The organism is Streptomyces sp. NPDC026301 (assembly GCF_055567935.1).
Genome location: NZ_JBVHPN010000004.1, coordinates 67,396 through 81,691, shown reverse-complemented (window position 1 = coordinate 81,691; position 14,296 = coordinate 67,396). Strand labels below are relative to the sequence as shown.

Annotated in this window: 13 protein-coding genes; 7 read left to right on the top strand and 6 right to left on the bottom strand. The window is 68.3% G+C overall.

Features of this window, described 5'->3' with window-relative positions; all coding sequences use genetic code 11:
- Positions 1–238: 238 nt before the first annotated feature.
- Positions 239–1,174 (bottom strand): cyclase family protein, encoded by a 936-nt coding sequence (locus ACZ4MH_RS08245; protein WP_351589129.1) that lies wholly within the window; start codon positions 1,172–1,174, stop codon positions 239–241.
- 146 nt (positions 1,175–1,320) lie between these two features.
- Entirely contained in the window at positions 1,321–2,082 is a 762-nt protein-coding gene (locus ACZ4MH_RS08240) for an ArsR/SmtB family transcription factor (protein ID WP_351589131.1), read from the bottom strand.
- Positions 2,083–2,445: 363 nt separating this feature from the next.
- On the opposite strand from ACZ4MH_RS08240, the gene ACZ4MH_RS08235 reads away from it, so the two are divergent.
- A complete protein-coding gene (locus tag ACZ4MH_RS08235; protein ID WP_351589133.1) occupies positions 2,446–3,858 on the top strand; it encodes an MFS transporter in 1,413 nt (470 codons plus the stop codon).
- A 19-nt stretch (positions 3,859–3,877) separates the two neighbouring features.
- On the opposite strand, the gene ACZ4MH_RS08230 is transcribed toward ACZ4MH_RS08235, so the two are convergent.
- Positions 3,878–5,068 carry a sulfite oxidase gene (locus ACZ4MH_RS08230; RefSeq protein ID WP_351589136.1) on the bottom strand — a complete coding sequence of 397 codons (1,191 nt, stop codon included), beginning with the start codon at positions 5,066–5,068 and terminating at the stop codon, positions 3,878–3,880.
- 275 nt (positions 5,069–5,343) lie between these two features.
- Here ACZ4MH_RS08230 and ACZ4MH_RS08225 point away from each other — a divergent pair, with 275 nt between their 5' ends.
- Positions 5,344–6,723 (top strand): FAD-binding oxidoreductase, encoded by a 1,380-nt coding sequence (locus ACZ4MH_RS08225; RefSeq protein WP_351589138.1) that lies wholly within the window; start codon positions 5,344–5,346, stop codon positions 6,721–6,723.
- A gap of 118 nt (positions 6,724–6,841) precedes the next feature.
- Here the strand turns inward: ACZ4MH_RS08225 and ACZ4MH_RS08220 are convergent, their stop codons facing one another.
- Entirely contained in the window at positions 6,842–7,597 is a 756-nt protein-coding gene (locus ACZ4MH_RS08220; protein WP_351589141.1) for an SDR family NAD(P)-dependent oxidoreductase, read from the bottom strand.
- 129 nt (positions 7,598–7,726) lie between these two features.
- On the opposite strand from ACZ4MH_RS08220, the gene ACZ4MH_RS08215 reads away from it, so the two are divergent.
- The 3 genes from ACZ4MH_RS08215 (at position 7,727) to ACZ4MH_RS08205 (ending at position 8,847) form a co-directional block, all read left to right on the top strand.
- Complete coding sequence (locus ACZ4MH_RS08215) at positions 7,727–8,161, top strand: Rrf2 family transcriptional regulator (protein ID WP_351589144.1); 435 nt, start codon at positions 7,727–7,729, stop codon at positions 8,159–8,161.
- A 181-nt stretch (positions 8,162–8,342) separates the two neighbouring features.
- Positions 8,343–8,591, top strand: a complete 249-nt coding sequence (locus ACZ4MH_RS08210; RefSeq protein ID WP_467754414.1) for a transposase — start codon at positions 8,343–8,345, stop codon at positions 8,589–8,591.
- Positions 8,524–8,847, top strand: a complete 324-nt coding sequence (locus tag ACZ4MH_RS08205; RefSeq protein ID WP_351589147.1) for a transposase — start codon at positions 8,524–8,526, stop codon at positions 8,845–8,847. The genes ACZ4MH_RS08210 and ACZ4MH_RS08205 overlap by 68 nt, the downstream gene beginning before the upstream one ends.
- A 174-nt stretch (positions 8,848–9,021) precedes the next feature.
- Here the strand turns inward: ACZ4MH_RS08205 and ACZ4MH_RS08200 are convergent, their stop codons facing one another.
- Positions 9,022–10,035: a LacI family DNA-binding transcriptional regulator gene (locus tag ACZ4MH_RS08200; RefSeq protein WP_351589150.1), complete on the bottom strand. Its 1,014-nt coding sequence runs from the start codon at positions 10,033–10,035 to the stop codon at positions 9,022–9,024.
- A 241-nt stretch (positions 10,036–10,276) separates the two neighbouring features.
- Here ACZ4MH_RS08200 and ACZ4MH_RS08195 point away from each other — a divergent pair, with 241 nt between their 5' ends.
- Both ACZ4MH_RS08195 and ACZ4MH_RS08190 read left to right on the top strand, forming a co-directional pair.
- A complete protein-coding gene (locus tag ACZ4MH_RS08195; protein ID WP_351589153.1) occupies positions 10,277–11,341 on the top strand; it encodes a C45 family peptidase in 1,065 nt (354 codons plus the stop codon).
- Positions 11,342–11,566: 225 nt separating this feature from the next.
- On the top strand, positions 11,567–12,940 hold the full coding sequence (locus tag ACZ4MH_RS08190; RefSeq protein WP_351589156.1) for an MFS transporter: 1,374 nt from the start codon (positions 11,567–11,569) through the stop codon (positions 12,938–12,940).
- Between the two features lie 60 nt (positions 12,941–13,000).
- Here ACZ4MH_RS08190 and ACZ4MH_RS08185 read toward each other — a convergent pair whose 3' ends face one another.
- Positions 13,001–14,122, bottom strand: coding sequence for a glycosyltransferase family 2 protein (locus ACZ4MH_RS08185; protein ID WP_351589159.1), 1,122 nt, complete (start codon positions 14,120–14,122; stop codon positions 13,001–13,003).
- Between the last annotated feature and the right edge of the window lie 174 nt (positions 14,123–14,296).

Here is a 14,296-nt window from a genome sequence, read left to right as displayed (position 1 = left end):
AGGAAGCGAAACATTCACTCTCAACACCAACGTCCCGAACGGCTCAGACTCAACGACTCAGACCCAACGACTCAGACCCAACGATCCAGCAAAGAGTGCCACGCCGGCCCGAGAAAAGGCAGTAACGCAAGCACTCTTCACCGCGAAGGAGAAACTTCGTACTAGGCATTCTTCCGAGTTATCGGGCCGTCGACGTATCACGTCAGCCTGGAACGCTGGATCTACTCGGCCCAGGCGCTCACTTGATCACCACAGGATTGACGGGGGCGCCGGTCCCGCGGTGCACCTTCAGGGGCGCCGCCGTGTAGAGGAACGCGTACCGACCGTCCTCCGCACAGTTCGCGGCGAGCTTCTCCAGGTCGCAGATCTCGGTGAAGGCGATACCGAGGTTACGCATCAGGGCGCAGTGCAGCGACAGGGCGAAGCCGGTCTCGGGGTCGCGAGTGCGCTCGTTGGCGAAGGTGTCCGTGACGAGGTTGGGGATTTCCCTGTCCTGGAACCACCGGACCAGCTCCGGGCTGTACGTCAGGCCGGGCTCGCAGAAGTCCTCGTAGAACGCGTCGCCCTGCTCATGGAAGAGCCGCAGAAAATTCGTGCGGACCAGCAGGATGTCGCGCGGCTCGATGGTGACACCCTGAGCCTCGGCGCAGGCTTCCAGGTCCTCGTGGGTGAAGGGCTCACCCTTGTCCAAATTCTTCTTGCCGCGGAAGCGCGCCATGTCGAGGAGAATTCCGCGGCCGACCACACCGCGTTCGGCGATCGGCTCGACACCGGCCTTGTCCATACCGCCGACTGTCGTCCGCGCGTCGTATCCATTCCAGATCTGGCCGCCGTACCAGACATGACCGAGCGCGTCGTACTGCGTCGACCCTTGCAGGAATGCCTCGATCTTGTCGTCGGCGTAGTGCAGCCCGCTGGGAGATGCCGGAGCGTCCGGACCGTCCCAGCTCGACTCGTCCATGACCATGGTGCGCTCGGCGGGCGCGCGCCCCGGCCACACCGGATCCCCCTTCGGATCCCCGATCAGCCGCTGCAGGGTAAAAACCTGCCCGGAGCGGATATGGGCGGCGCCGCGCAGCACCTCGGCCGCGTCAAGATAATTCAGCGCACCGACCTCGTCGTCGGGCCCCCACTTGCCCCAGTTGCTCGGAGCGTCACGGAGAAGGTCGCTCATGGATGCACTCTCACTCATAGTTTCACAGTACACATAAGCCATCGCGGCTCCTCCAGGCGTGCCGAGGCTTACACGGACGCGGTGAAACTCGCACGGAGCGTGGCTCCGCAGTTCGCCGGAGTCGCCCACACCCGCAGGCGGGGCCGTCAGGCCCGGGTGAAGCTTCTGGTGTCCAGGCCCAGCCAGGAGTGCAGGCCCGCTTCGCCGGCGGGAAGGATGCGGAGTGCTCGGCTGTTGGGTGAGCGTTCCAGCCAGCCGCGGTCGACGCACGCGTTCAGCACCGCGGCACCCACAGCGCCTGACAGATGGTGGCACTGCTCGGTCCAGTCCACGCAGTAGCGCACGACCGGCCTGCGGGTTTCCGGGAGCGTCACGCCGATCTCAGCGAGCATGTCCCAGCCTCGCGGGGTGACGCGGTATTCGAGGTCCTTACCTCGGGAGGAGAGCTTGTCCTGTATTGCGCGGTTCGGGTCATGGCGGCCGTCTCCGCCGACCACTGCCTCACGGTCGATCAAGGCCCGCATGACGCCCACGCCGAGATGTCCGGCCAGGTGGTCGTAGCAGGTACGGGCGACGCGCAGCGCCCGGGCGCGGGTGCCGGAGCGCAGCGACTTCGGCTCGAACGGCGGGGCCAGCCGGGCCAGGGACTCGATGGCGCGGGCCACCTCGGGAGAAGCCAGGCTGTAGTAGCGGTGCCGCCCTTGCGTCTGGACGCGAAGCATCCTGCCGTCCACGAGCCGGCTGAGATGGCCGCTCATCGTGGACAGGGCCACGCCGGCCTCGGAGGCCAGCATGGACATGGGGAGCGAGCGTTTGTCGAGCAGCGCGAGAAGAATGCGGGCCCGGGTCCTGTCGCCGATCAATGCTGCGGGATCAACGAAATTGGCGTCGCCGGCGAGATCACGCATCGGCTTGACTTTCCCCCTCGTACATCAAGAAGCCTGGAAGAGACCTGGTCCGTCGAGAGACCTGACGGTCTACTCATAACACAAGATAAACAGAGACGTTGAGCAATGCCAACCGGAAAGCAATCGCCAGGCGAAAAGTGACGGTTTGCTGCGTGTGCCGCTATGTAAGTTTTCCCGCGGCATGGAATCAGTAAATTCTCGGCGATGAAGGTAATGCGATTCTCCGCGGCATCGATGTCGGCACGCTTCGGCCGGGACCGAAGAAATACGGGGTTACGGTGAGCGGGCCGACGGGGAGTCCGATGCCTGACGCCCGCCGCCTGACGCCCCGTCAACAGTGAGCAGCAGAGAAAGGTGTGCCACGTGCCGGACGCACAAGTGCACGAGTCCGGATCCGCCACCACCGCTCGGCAGGTGTACGGACGCCCGTCACAACTCCCCCTGATCGCCCTGTGCATGGGCATTTTCCTGGTCATACTGGACGCCACGATCGTCACGGTGGCCCTTCCTCCCATCGGGAAGGAATTCGGTTCCGGCGGTGACCTCACCGGTGTCCAGTGGGTGGCGGACGGGTACACCGTTGCGTTCGCCGGACTGCTGCTGTCCGCCGGATCCATCGGCGACAAACTCGGCAGCCGCTCCGCGTTCCAGGCCGGGCTGGCGTTGTTCGTCGTCACCTCGGCCGGCTGCGGCTTCGCGCCGTCCCTGTGGTTCCTCGTCGTGATGCGGCTGTTGCAGGGGCTGGCGGCGGCGCTCGTCGTACCGACTTCCCTGGCGCTGATCCACGCTTCGTACGCGGACAAGAAGGACCGCGCCAAGGCGATCGGCCTCTGGGGCGGGATCGGCGGCCTGGCCGCGGCTTCCGGCCCGGTACTGGGCGGTCTGCTGGTCGCGGCCTTCGGCTGGCGGGCGGTGTTCTACGTGAACCTGCCGTTCGGCATCCTCGGACTTGTACTGACGGCACGTTACGTCGTGGCACCGCGGCGCAAGCGCGGCGCCGCACTCGACCTGCCCGGACAGGTACTGGGCATCCTGGCGCTGGTCGCGGTGGCGTTCGGCATCATCGAGGCGGGGCACACCGGCTGGACGGACCCGCTCGTCCTCTCCTCGCTGGCCCTCTTCGTACTCTGCGGCGCGGGCTTCCTGCTGGTGGAGAAGCGCACCGCCGACCCGATGCTGCCACTCGGGCTGTTCCGCGACGCCACCTTCTCCAGCGCCACGGCCGTCGGCCTCTTCCTGAACATCGGCTTCTACGGTCAGCTGTTCGTCGTCAGCTTCTACTTCCAGCAGTACCGCCATTACGCGGTCCTCTGGGCAGGGCTCGCACTCCTGCCGCAGACCGCCATGGCGGCCGTCGCCTCCACGCTCGGCGGTCGGATGACGGCACGCACCGGGCCCCGCAAACCGATGCTGCTGGGACTCGGGCTGGGCGCGTTGGGATTCGTCGGGCTGCTGCTGGCGGGCCGGTCAACGCCGTACCTTGAACTGGTGCTGCCACTGGCCGCCATCGGCTTCGGCACCGCCTTCACCATGCCGGCTGCGGTCGCCGCGGTCGTCGAATCGGCGCCCGCCCACCGGGCCGGGGTGGCATCGGGCGTACTCAACGCCGCCCGCCAGGTCGGCAGCGCGGTGGGCGTGGCCCTGCTGGGCGCACTGATCACCCAGACCCCCGACTTCGTCGACGGTATGCGCATCGGCACAGTGATCAGCGTGGCCTGTTTCGCCGCGGGAATCCTCCTGGCGCTCTGCGGCGTGGAGCGGGTGCGGGGAGAGTAGATTTCAGCCGTCCCGAAGGTCATCTCCGGAGGCCGTCCTCCAGACACCACACAGAAATCCGCTGTACGAGATTGTTGCCGAAGCCGCCGCGGTTCCAGGGCTGGGTGACGGGCTGAGTATGTCCCGAGGCGTCGGTGGCGCGGACGCTGAGTACGTGGCGGCCGGGCGTGGCCGTCCAGGGCGCCTGCCAGTACCGCCAGGCCCAGTCGCGCCCGTCCGGCGGCGCGAGGGAGGCGTCACGCCAGGAGTGCCCGTCGTCCGTGCTCACCTCGACCTTGGTGACCGGGGCGCGGCCGGACCAGGCCCGGCCTTCCAGGCGCACGGGGCCGGGGCGTACGACGCGGGTGCGCGTCATGAAGTCCGGGAAGCCGGGCGGGATCATCAGGGCCCGCGGGGCGATCCGGGTGACCGGCTCACCAGGCTCTTCGGCCTCCTGCCGGTAGCGGTAGGCCACGTCCTGCTGGAATCCGGTGAACGGGCTGTCGACGAGGGTGATGTCCCGCAGCCACTTCACGTGCGCCATGCCGTACCAGCCAGGGACCACCAGCCGCAGCGGACAGCCGTGCTGTGGCGGCAGCGGCGCGCCGTTCATTTCGTACGCCACCAGCACCTCCGGATCGCCGCCGGTCGCGTCCGCCAGTGGCAGGCTTCGCTGGTAGTCCTGCTCGATGCCGCGCTCGATGCCGTGATCGGCGCCGGTGAAGACGGCCTCGACCGCGTCCGGCTCCACGCCCGCCCTGTCGAGCAGCGTGCGCAGCGGTACCCCGGTCCACTCGGCGGTGCCGACCGCCTCGACCAGCCACGGCTGGCTCACGGGCCGTGGCGTGAGCCGGGCCCGGCCGTTGCCGGCGCACTCCATCGTCACCCGTTGGGTGACGGCCGGGAAGGACCGCAAGGTGGCCATGTCCAGGGTCAGCGGGGTACGTACTCGGCCGCGCACTGTCAGCTTCCACGTGCGGGCATCGGCTGCGGGGATGTCGTAGTGCACCAGTACGTAGTGCAGCCCGGGCGGGGTGAGGTCGTAGCGCAGGGCCTCCAGCGGCAGCCCGTGATTGCGGGCCGCGAGCGCGAGTTCCGCCAGGCTGATGCCCTCCGCGGGGGCTGCCAGCCGCGCCGGCGCGCTGAGCTCCGCAGTGAGGTCCGCAGTGGGGTCCGCACTGGGGTCCGCAGTGAGGTCCGCACTGGGGTCAATGTCGCGGCCGTCATCCATGCCTCCATGGTGCGCGCTCAGCCCGGCCCGGTCACGTACAGCGGTGGCCATTGCACGTAGAGCGGTGGCGATTGCACATGCCGTCGCCCAGGAGGACGCTGGTCATGTAAGCCCTGTGGTGTCTTTTGTGTGCTTCCCGGCCGCTGACGGCGCCGGGGCACCGGCGCGCACCTGCACCACCGGCGTCCCCAGCAGGGGAAATGCCCGGCGGATTGCGGGCTGTATCCCAGCGGGTTGCGGACAGGACCGTACCGCGCCGCTGCGAGGAGAGCGTCATGGACGGCACCACTCTGGAAGGGATGCGGACCGCACTGCGCGGCCCGGTCATCGCTCCACAGGACTCGGAGTACGACGAGTCCCGCAAGATTTACAACGCAATGATCGACCGGCGGCCGGCCGCCCTCGTGCGCTGCACGGACGCCGCTGACGTGATGAATGCTGTCGACTTCATCCGGGATCACGATCTCGAACTCGCGATCCGGGGCGGCGGACACAGCGGCGCCGGGCTGTCCTTGGTGGACGACGGCGTCACCATCGACCTGTCACCGATGCGCGGGGTGCGGGTCGATCACGTCGCGCGGACCGCCCAGGTCGGCGGCGGTACGCTGCTCGGCGACCTCGACCATGCCGCCCACGGCTTCGGCCTCGCCACCCCCGCCGGCATCATGTCGACGACGGGCGTCGGGGGCCTCACCCTTGGCGGCGGGCACGGCCACCTCACGCGTAAGTACGGCCTGACCGTGGACAACCTGCTGGCCGCGGACGTCGTACTCGCCGACGGCAGCTTCGTCACCGCGAACGAGAGGGATCACCCGGACCTGTTCTGGGCACTGCGGGGCGGCGGCGGGAACTTCGGCGTCGTCACGTCGTTCACCTTCCAACTGCACCCGGTGCACACCGTGGGCGTCGCGGTCACCCTATGGACGCTGGACCGCATCCGCGACGTACTGCAGTGGTACCGCGACTTCCTGCCGCAGGCGACCGAGGACCTGAACGGCTTCTTCGCGGAGCTCGTCGTGCCGCCCGCTCCGCCGTTCCCCGAAGAGATCCACGGGCACAAGATGTGCGGCGTGGTGTGGTGCTGGACGGGTGACCTCGACCGCTTGGAGGAGGTGTTCGCGCCGGTACAGGAGCCCGCTCCACCGGCCTTCCATTTCGCGGCACCGATGCCCTACCCCGCGCTGCAGAGCATGTTCGACGAGCTGATCCCCACCGGCCTGCAGTGGTACTGGCGCGGCGACCTGTTCGACCGGATCACGGACGACTCCATCGACGCCCACGCCAAGTACGCGGAGGCCAACCCCACCGCCCTGTCGACTCTCCACCTCTATCCGATCGACGGCGCCGCCCACCGCGTGAACCACGAGGACACCGCGTGGGGTTACCGCGACGCCGTCTGGTCCGGCGTCATCGCCGGCATCGACCCCGACCCGGCCAACGCCGAGACCATCAAGCGGTGGGCCGTCGACTACTGGGAAGCTCTGCACCCGCACTCCATGGGCGCCGCGTACGTGAACTTCATCGGCGCGGGCGAGTCCCAGCAACGGGTGAAGGCCACCTACCGCGACCACTACGACCGCCTCGCCGCGGTAAAACGCACCTACGACCCGCACAACCTCTTCCACACCAACCAGAACATCGAGCCTGCCCCATAGAGCTCGTAACACGATCACGATCCGGGCTTCTTGAGGCGTGTCCACGCACGCGCGGGTCGTTGGCGGTGCGCGCCCCGAAGGCGCGATGTCCTTCGGCGCGCGCGGCAGGGGTTCGGGTTCAGGCGTTGTAGCCGCCGTGGGCGTCCAGCACCGCGCCCGTGACGTACGACGCGGCGGGGCTCGCCAGGAAGGCGATCGCCGCGGCGATTTCGTCAGGGTGCCCCATGCGTTGCAGGGACAGCGAGCTGACCAGGGCATTGAGGGTCTCGGGGTCCGGCGGTTGCATGCCGCCCTCCATCAGTCCGGCCTCCACGACGTTGGCCGTGATGTTCCGGGGCCCGAGGTCGCGTGCGACGCCCATGGTGTACCTCTCGATCCCGGACTTGGTCGCCGAGTAGTCGGCAAGGCCGGGGGCGCCGACCCGGGAGCCCAGGCCGGAACTCACCGTGATGATGCGGCCGCCCGTGCGCAGCACTCGGGAGGCGGCCCGGATGACGGCGATCACGCCGAGGTAGTTGGTGGCGTGCATCCGGTCCAGTGCGGCGGTGTCGGCGTCCGGGTCGTCCACCGTGCGGCCCTGCTCCACCGAGATCGCCGCGTTGTTGACGAGAATGTCCAGGCCGCCCAAGTGCGCGACCACGTCGTCGATCAGCGCCGGCGCCTGACTCATGTCTGCCTGGTCGGACTTGAAGGCGATGGCCTTCGCTCCCTTGAGGCGAACGTCGTCGACGACGGCCTGCGCCTGCTTCTCGGAGCTGACATAGGTGAAGGCGACGTCGGCGCCCTGCTCGGCCAGCAGTCGTACGGTCGCGGCTCCCAGTCCGCGCGACCCCCCGGTGACCAGGGCGACCTTGCCCGTGAGTGGCTTGCTCATTCTTCTCACCTCGTTGATTGACCCTTCCCCGATAGTCGTAACGCTAATTGTTACGACACCTTGTTGCAACTATCGCTGTTACGACTGCGCTGTCGTAACATAAAGCGTTGCGGCCGAGAGGAGGAGTTCATGAGCGCCAACAGCAGGTTGACCCTTGCCACCCACGCGCTGGCCTGGATCGGTCTCTACCAGCGCCAGGGCCATGAGGTCGCCACCTCCGAGCAGATCGCGACCAGCGCGAACACCAACCCCGTGGTGATCAGGCGGCTGCTCGGCGAGCTGCGCAGGGCCGGGCTCGTGGAGTCCCGGCGGGGTGTGGGCGCGGGCTGGTCGCTGGCGCGCGAGCTGGGGTCGATGACCCTGCTCGACGTGTACGAGGCAGTGGAACCCGGCCCGCTGTTCGCGATGCACCGCACCACCCCGGACCAGGGATGCGTGGTGGGTTACGGCATCCAGCCGGCGATGCAGGGCGTCTACGAGGGCATCGAGGAGACCCTGAGACACGAGCTGGCCCGCGTCACGCTCGAGAACGTACTCCGGGACGTACTCGCGGCACCTCGCTAGCCTCCCCGTTACGCCCTGACATCACCAAGATCCCCATCCATGCCCAGGTCGGCGAACAGCCTGGCAACCAGTCACGCCATAGACGGTTGCAGTATTAGACCGCGTCCTACGAGCTCGTAACTTGATCTCGTTGAAGTGCCCGGGTCCGGCACGCGGTCGGCGAACTCGACTGGTCCCGCGCGTGCGTGGACGGCTCCCACATCCGCGCGAAAAAGGGGGCGCCGACACTGGTCCGTCGCCGGTCGACCGACGAAAGACGGGCAGCAAACACCACCTGATCTGCGACGGACGCGGCACCCCGGTCAAGGTCGTCACCACCGCGGCCAACGTCAACGACGTCACCCAGGCCCTCGCCCTGGTCGATGGCATCCCGCCCGTGGCCGGACGACCCGGCCGACCCGCGCCGTCACCCCGACTCACTCCTCGGTGACAAGGGCTACGACTCCAATCCCAACCGGCGGGAGCTGCGCAAGCGGCGGATCTTGCCGGTCAACTCCCGCAAGGGCACCCCGAACATCAAGGGCCTGGGCAAACTCCGCTACGTCGTGGAGCAGACCTTCGCCCTGCTCCACCAGTTCAAGCGCCTTGCCGTCCGCTGGGAACGCCGAACCGAACTCCACGATGCCTTCTTCTCGTTGGCCTGCAGTCTCATCTGCTGGAGACGCCTCAAGAAGGCCCGCCCGTGATCGTTTTACGAGCTCATAGGGCCCGAGGCCCGAGACCTGACGGCAATCAATTCGCCGCCGCGGGCCCGATGTTCCCGCGCAGAGGGTCCGCGCCGCGTCCACCCTCCTGCCGCCACTCCACCACATGCCACCTCGTGCCACCGAACCGGGGCCGGGGGCGGCTCCCCGCCGCTCCTATCGCCGTGTCGAGCCCCGTGGCCGGAGACGAGCCTTGGTCAGCCGTGGTGAGCGGGCCTCCTCGCCGGCGACAAGGGCCTGGAGGATGTCCAGCAGGGCTCCCACACTCTCCACCGGATTCAGCTCCACCGCCGAGATGGCAGGGCGACTGTTGCGCGCATGCTCGGAATCCGAGCCGGCCACCACCATGGTCCGCTCAGGCACCCCGACACCCCGCGCCATGAGCCCCTGCTGCACACCAGCCGCATGCCGCCCGGTGAGACAGAAAACCGCATCCGGTATACCGTCGTCGACGATCCGGCCTGCCAGCTCCACGCCGCCCTCGACGCCTGCCCGCTCGGCCAGTTCGTAGAGCCGGGGCGTGGTTCCCCGCTCGGCGCACCAGCTCAGGTAGGTGTCCTGGTGCTCGAGGTTCCACGCGTTCGGGTCGGTGCCGCGCACCAGCGCGATACTGCGCGCACCCCCGGCCTCCAGATGGGCCAGGACCTGGCGCGCGGAGGCCGCGTCGTCCTCCGAAGCCCAGTGCGAGAAGTCCGGGCGTCCGGGGACGCGGCCATAGGTGACGTAGGGGATGCCGCGCTTCTCCAACAGCGCGACGACCGGGTCGTCCAGGTGTGGGTTGGTGACGATGTAGCCGTCCATCGAGAACGTCAGCGGCGGTACCGGCGTCCGCGTCAGATCCGGTACGAGCATGAGACTCAGCCCCCGGGCCAGCGCCTGCGAGGCCGCCACGCCCACGAATCTCTCGAAGACGTCCACGCCGACCGGGGCGTAGTCACCCAGGGCGTCCAGGGAACGGAGTACCAGCCCGACCGCACCCATGGTGGACCGCCGCAGACCACGGGCGAGCGCGTCGGCCTCGTAACCCATCTCGTCGGCGACGGTGCGGATGTGCGCACGCGTGGCCTCGCTCAGGGTGCCTTTGCCGTTGAGGGCGTGCGAAACGGCGGTGATGGAGACACCGGCCCGCCGAGCCACGTCTTTGATGGTGATGCCGTGCGTCCGTGCCATGGCGCCGCCTGGGGTCTGGGGTCGGGTCGGGTCGGGGGGGCTGGTGTCGGGGACTGATCTCGGGGACTGATCTCGGGGGCTGCTCTCGGAGACGGATCTCGGGAGTCGCGGAAATCAATGCGCCGTCCAGCATTGTATAAAACGTTTTACATTCCTAGCGTGACTCCGCGCCGCACAGAACAGACAGACGTCGGGAGCGACGTCACTGGGCGCCCGAGTCCCCGAGCCCGGGAGGAACCCCGTGGAGCTGCACACCCTCAGGACCGAGACGACGGATCCCCGCGAACGCGGGTACCTGCTCGGCACACGATTCGGCGCCCAGGTCCGGCGTGCCACGGAGCTGTACTTGGAGCACTTCGCCGTACTGGGCATCCCGGCGGAACGGGCGCGTGACATCGCCGACCGCAGCCATGAGGCCCTGCGGGCCTGGGCGCCGGCTCTGGCCGAGGAATCGGACGCCTGCGCCGACGCGGCGGGCATCGAGCGCTGGATGGTGGCTGCCGTCGGTGCCCGTACCGAAATCCTCGCCGCCTGTCCGCCGGCCAAGGAGGGCGAGTGCTCGACGGCGGTATTCACGCCCGCGGGAGCCGCGCCGGAGACAGTACAGACGTGGGACTGGCACGAGTCGCTCGTACCGGACGCCCTGCTGCACGAGCTGACCCCGAGTACGGGGCGCACGGTCAAGCTCTTCACCGAGTTCGGCGCACCGGCAAAGATCGGCGTCAACAGCGCCGGTCTTGGTGTGCACTTCAACATCCTTTTCCACCGCTCCGACTCCGACGCCGGTGGAATCCCCGTACACGCGATCGCCCGCCGCATCCTCGACGAAGCCGACACCCTCGACCAGGCCATCGAGCTCGCCTCGACAGCGCCGGTGAGCGCCTCGACCTCGCTCACCGTGGTCACCGACGACTCTCCGGCTGCGAGTCTCGAGCTGTCCCCGGCCGGGCTCGCGGTGGTACCGGCCGGCGAGGACGGCTGGCTACTGCACACCAATCACTTCCTCGACCCCGGGCTCAGTGCCGGGGACACCGGCCGGGCCGACTCGTCGACGGCGGAACGCTTCGCGCACCTGCGCAAGGTCCGCTCGGCGCTGCCGGGCCTCGCTCCCGCCGAGCGGGCGAAGGCGCTGTGCGGCGACGCCGGAGCGGACGCTGTTGTCTGTATGCGGCCGGATACGGCGAAGCCGCTGCACGAGCAGTGGGGCACCCTGCTCACCATCGGCCTGGACGTCGACCGGTGCGCGCTGGACTACGTGGCGGGCACGCCGGACGAGGCTGCGCGGCAGGGCTTCGCTCGGTTCTGAACGGCGACGTTTCCCCTCTGGCTGTTCCTCTTCTGATCTTTTCTTCCCGGGCCCTCGCTCCGGAGCTCCCCCCCGGGGGGGGTTCCCCCCCGCCCCCGCCCCTCCCCCTCCCCTCCCTCCTCACTCCCTTCCCCTCACCTCCTTCCCCCTCGCCCTCCCTCCCCTCGACCTCCCCCGACCTTCCCCCTCCCGACCTTCCCTCCCTTGCCCTTGGAAGGATCTGCCATGACGGAGACCGTCAGACCCGGCCTGAAGGCACAGGTCGCCACAGCCACGCGCACCTTCTTCATCTCCGGTTTCGGAACAGCGCTGGAGTTCTACGACTTCATCATTTACGGCCTCGCCGCCGCGCTCGTCTTCCCGACCCTCTTCTTCCCCAGCTTCGACCCCACGGTGGGCACTCTCGTCGCCTTTGCGGCCTTCGGCAGCGGCTTCATCGCCCGCCCCCTCGGCGGCATCGTGATCGGCCACTTCGGCGACCGGATCGGGCGCAAGGCCATGCTGGTGCTCACGCTCCTGATCATGGGAACCAGTACCTTCCTCATCGGCTGCCTGCCCGACTACCGCACCGTGGGCGTCGCCGCGCCGATCATGCTCGTGGTCCTCCGTCTCATTCAGGGCTTCGCGGCCGGCGGCGAGTGGGGCGGCGCGTCCCTGTTCGGCATCGAGAACGCCCCGGAGAACCGCCGTGGCCTGTGGGGCAGCTTTACGAGCGCCGGCATCGGGGTCGGCAGCCTCTTCGGTACCGGCGTGTTCACCTTGATCACCCTGCTGTCGCAGAAGCAACTGCAGAACTGGGCATGGCGCGTGCCGTTCTGGCTGGGCGGCCTGCTGGTCCTGGCGGGCGTCGTGGCCCGCAGTCGTATGCCCCGGGAGGAGCGCCGCACCGAGCATGCACCCCGGGTGCCGATCCTGGAATCCATCAAGCGGCACCCGCGCCAGATGCTGCTGGCCATCGGCGTGGCCTTCGGCTACAACACCCTGGCCTACATCGGCACGATCTTCACCGTGACCTACGCCGAGGAACTCGGCTACAGCCACACCGAATCACTGTTGCTGCAGGCGGCGGGCTCCATCGCCTTCACCCTCGCCGTACCTGTCATGGCCCTCCTCTCCGACCGGATCGGCCGCAAGCCCGTGGTGATCCTCGGCACCCTCGCCTACGGGGCGTTCTTCTTCGCCTACTTCCCCATGGTGGACGGGCACATCCTGGTGCTGGCAACCGTCGCCTACATACTGGTGAACGTACTCATGGCCGCTCCCCAGGGCTGCATCCCGGCCTTCCTGGGCGAACAATTCGCGAGCGCCACCCGTTACTCCGCCATCTCCGCCACCTACCAGACCGGCGCGGCACTGGGCGGCGGCACAGCGGCCACCACCGCGACCGCCCTCTTCATCGCCTTCGACGGCAATCCGATCGGCGTCGGTATCTACTCCGGCGCAGCGGCAGTCATCCTGGCACTCTGCGCCTGGGGTCTGCGGGAGACCTTCAAGGTCCCGACGTCAGAACTCGGCACGCGTCCGCCGGCTAATCGTGACGCCGGCGGCCCTGGACGGTGCGGTCACCTGAAAGTCACCCACCCCACCAGGCGGCAATGACGCGGCCGCGTCGTCCTCTCTTCATTTCCTCCTTCTCGTGTCCTTATGTCCTTGGCGAGATCAGGTGGCGGGCGAGGGTTTGGGGATTGATCGGCGTGGGGGTGCGGGAGTTGATGGGCGAGGTGGGGTGTCGGCTCGGCCTTTTTCGTAGATGGTCAGGCCCGAAGAGCAGCCGAGGGGGACCAGGAGTAGTTCTACGAAGAGGGCCTTCCAGGCGTAGACGAGGTTGACGATCTTGGTGGCGTAGACGCAGGGGAGGTTGATGAGGACAGTGGCGAGGCGGAGGCGGCGTCTGCGGGCGGCGTAGAGCAAGGGTGGGGTGGTCAGGAGGAGTTCGGCGCCGGACCACCACGCGAGGGTCGTGCCCAGCGATTGATCCGTCGTCGCGGCCGCCACGAAAGGTGTGGCCCACCACAGCGGAGCGGTGAGGATTTCCAGGAGGGCGAGCAGCACCCAGACGGCGAGCAGTGGTTTGCGGACGATGAGCTCGCCGAGATGGAGGCGGACGTTCTGGCAGAAGCCGGCCATCCAGCGCCAGACCTGTTTTCGGAGGTAGGTGAGGGTTTCCGGGTCGGCGGCCCAGGCCGTGGCGTCGGGGACGTAGCGCGCCCGTCTGCCCTGGATCTGCTGGGACCAGGTGAAGTCCATGTCCTCGACGATGGTGCGTTCGGGAAAGCCGCCGAAGGCCATCAGGTCGGCGCGGCGGAAGACCGAGCAGCATCCGGAGCAGACCATGGGGCTGCCTGCGAGGGCCTGGATGGGGCGGTGGAAGTGGAAGCCGAAGAGGTATTCCGTGGAGCGGCCGCGCTCCCAGAGGGTGCGGGTGTGGCGGGTCTGGACATTGCCGGCGGCCACGGCGACCGTGGGGTCGGCGAAGACCGGCGTGACGCGCTCGATGTAGTCCGGCGCGAGGACGGTGTCGGCGTCGACCGCGAGGATCAGGTCCGTATCGCAGTGCGGCAGTGCGTGATTCTGGGCTCTGGCCTTGCTGCCGAGTTGGCGGGGCGGACGCAGGACAGTTACGTCGTGTGACGCGGCGACGTCCGCCGTGCGGTCCGTCGAGGCGTCGTCGATGACGATGACGCGGTCGGGCGGGACGGTCTGGCGCCGCAGCGCCGCGAGGGTCGCGGGCAGACCGGCTTCTTCGTTATGAGCTGGGACGATGGCGGTGACGCTGTACATGGCCTACTCCCCCGAGTTTGCGGATTCCAGTGGCGGCGAGGGCGATGAGGCCGATCGCGCCGTAGACGATGGTGCTGATGCCGATGACCGGCAGTCCTCCGTTCATGTCACCGACGGTAGCGGGAAAGCGAGTTGGCCGTTTTCCGGAGGCCGCCTCCTGTGGATAACCGCCGA

Excerpts from the sequence above, each read along its gene's own strand:
- ACZ4MH_RS08245 (WP_351589129.1), bottom strand. The coding sequence starts at position 1,174 with ATGAGCGACCTTCTCCGTGACGCTCCGAGCAACTGGGGCAAGTGGGGG.
- ACZ4MH_RS08240 (WP_351589131.1), bottom strand. The coding sequence starts at position 2,082 with ATGCGTGATCTCGCCGGCGACGCCAATTTCGTTGATCCCGCAGCATTG.
- ACZ4MH_RS08230 (WP_351589136.1), bottom strand. The coding sequence starts at position 5,068 with ATGGATGACGGCCGCGACATTGACCCCAGTGCGGACCTCACTGCGGAC.
- ACZ4MH_RS08225 (WP_351589138.1), top strand. The coding sequence starts at position 5,344 with ATGGACGGCACCACTCTGGAAGGGATGCGGACCGCACTGCGCGGCCCG.
- ACZ4MH_RS08220 (WP_351589141.1), bottom strand. The coding sequence starts at position 7,597 with ATGAGCAAGCCACTCACGGGCAAGGTCGCCCTGGTCACCGGGGGGTCG.
- ACZ4MH_RS08215 (WP_351589144.1), top strand. The coding sequence starts at position 7,727 with ATGAGCGCCAACAGCAGGTTGACCCTTGCCACCCACGCGCTGGCCTGG.
- ACZ4MH_RS08205 (WP_351589147.1), top strand. The coding sequence starts at position 8,524 with ATGGCATCCCGCCCGTGGCCGGACGACCCGGCCGACCCGCGCCGTCAC.
- ACZ4MH_RS08200 (WP_351589150.1), bottom strand. The coding sequence starts at position 10,035 with ATGGCACGGACGCACGGCATCACCATCAAAGACGTGGCTCGGCGGGCC.
- ACZ4MH_RS08190 (WP_351589156.1), top strand. The coding sequence starts at position 11,567 with ATGACGGAGACCGTCAGACCCGGCCTGAAGGCACAGGTCGCCACAGCC.
- ACZ4MH_RS08185 (WP_351589159.1), bottom strand. The coding sequence starts at position 14,122 with ATGTACAGCGTCACCGCCATCGTCCCAGCTCATAACGAAGAAGCCGGT.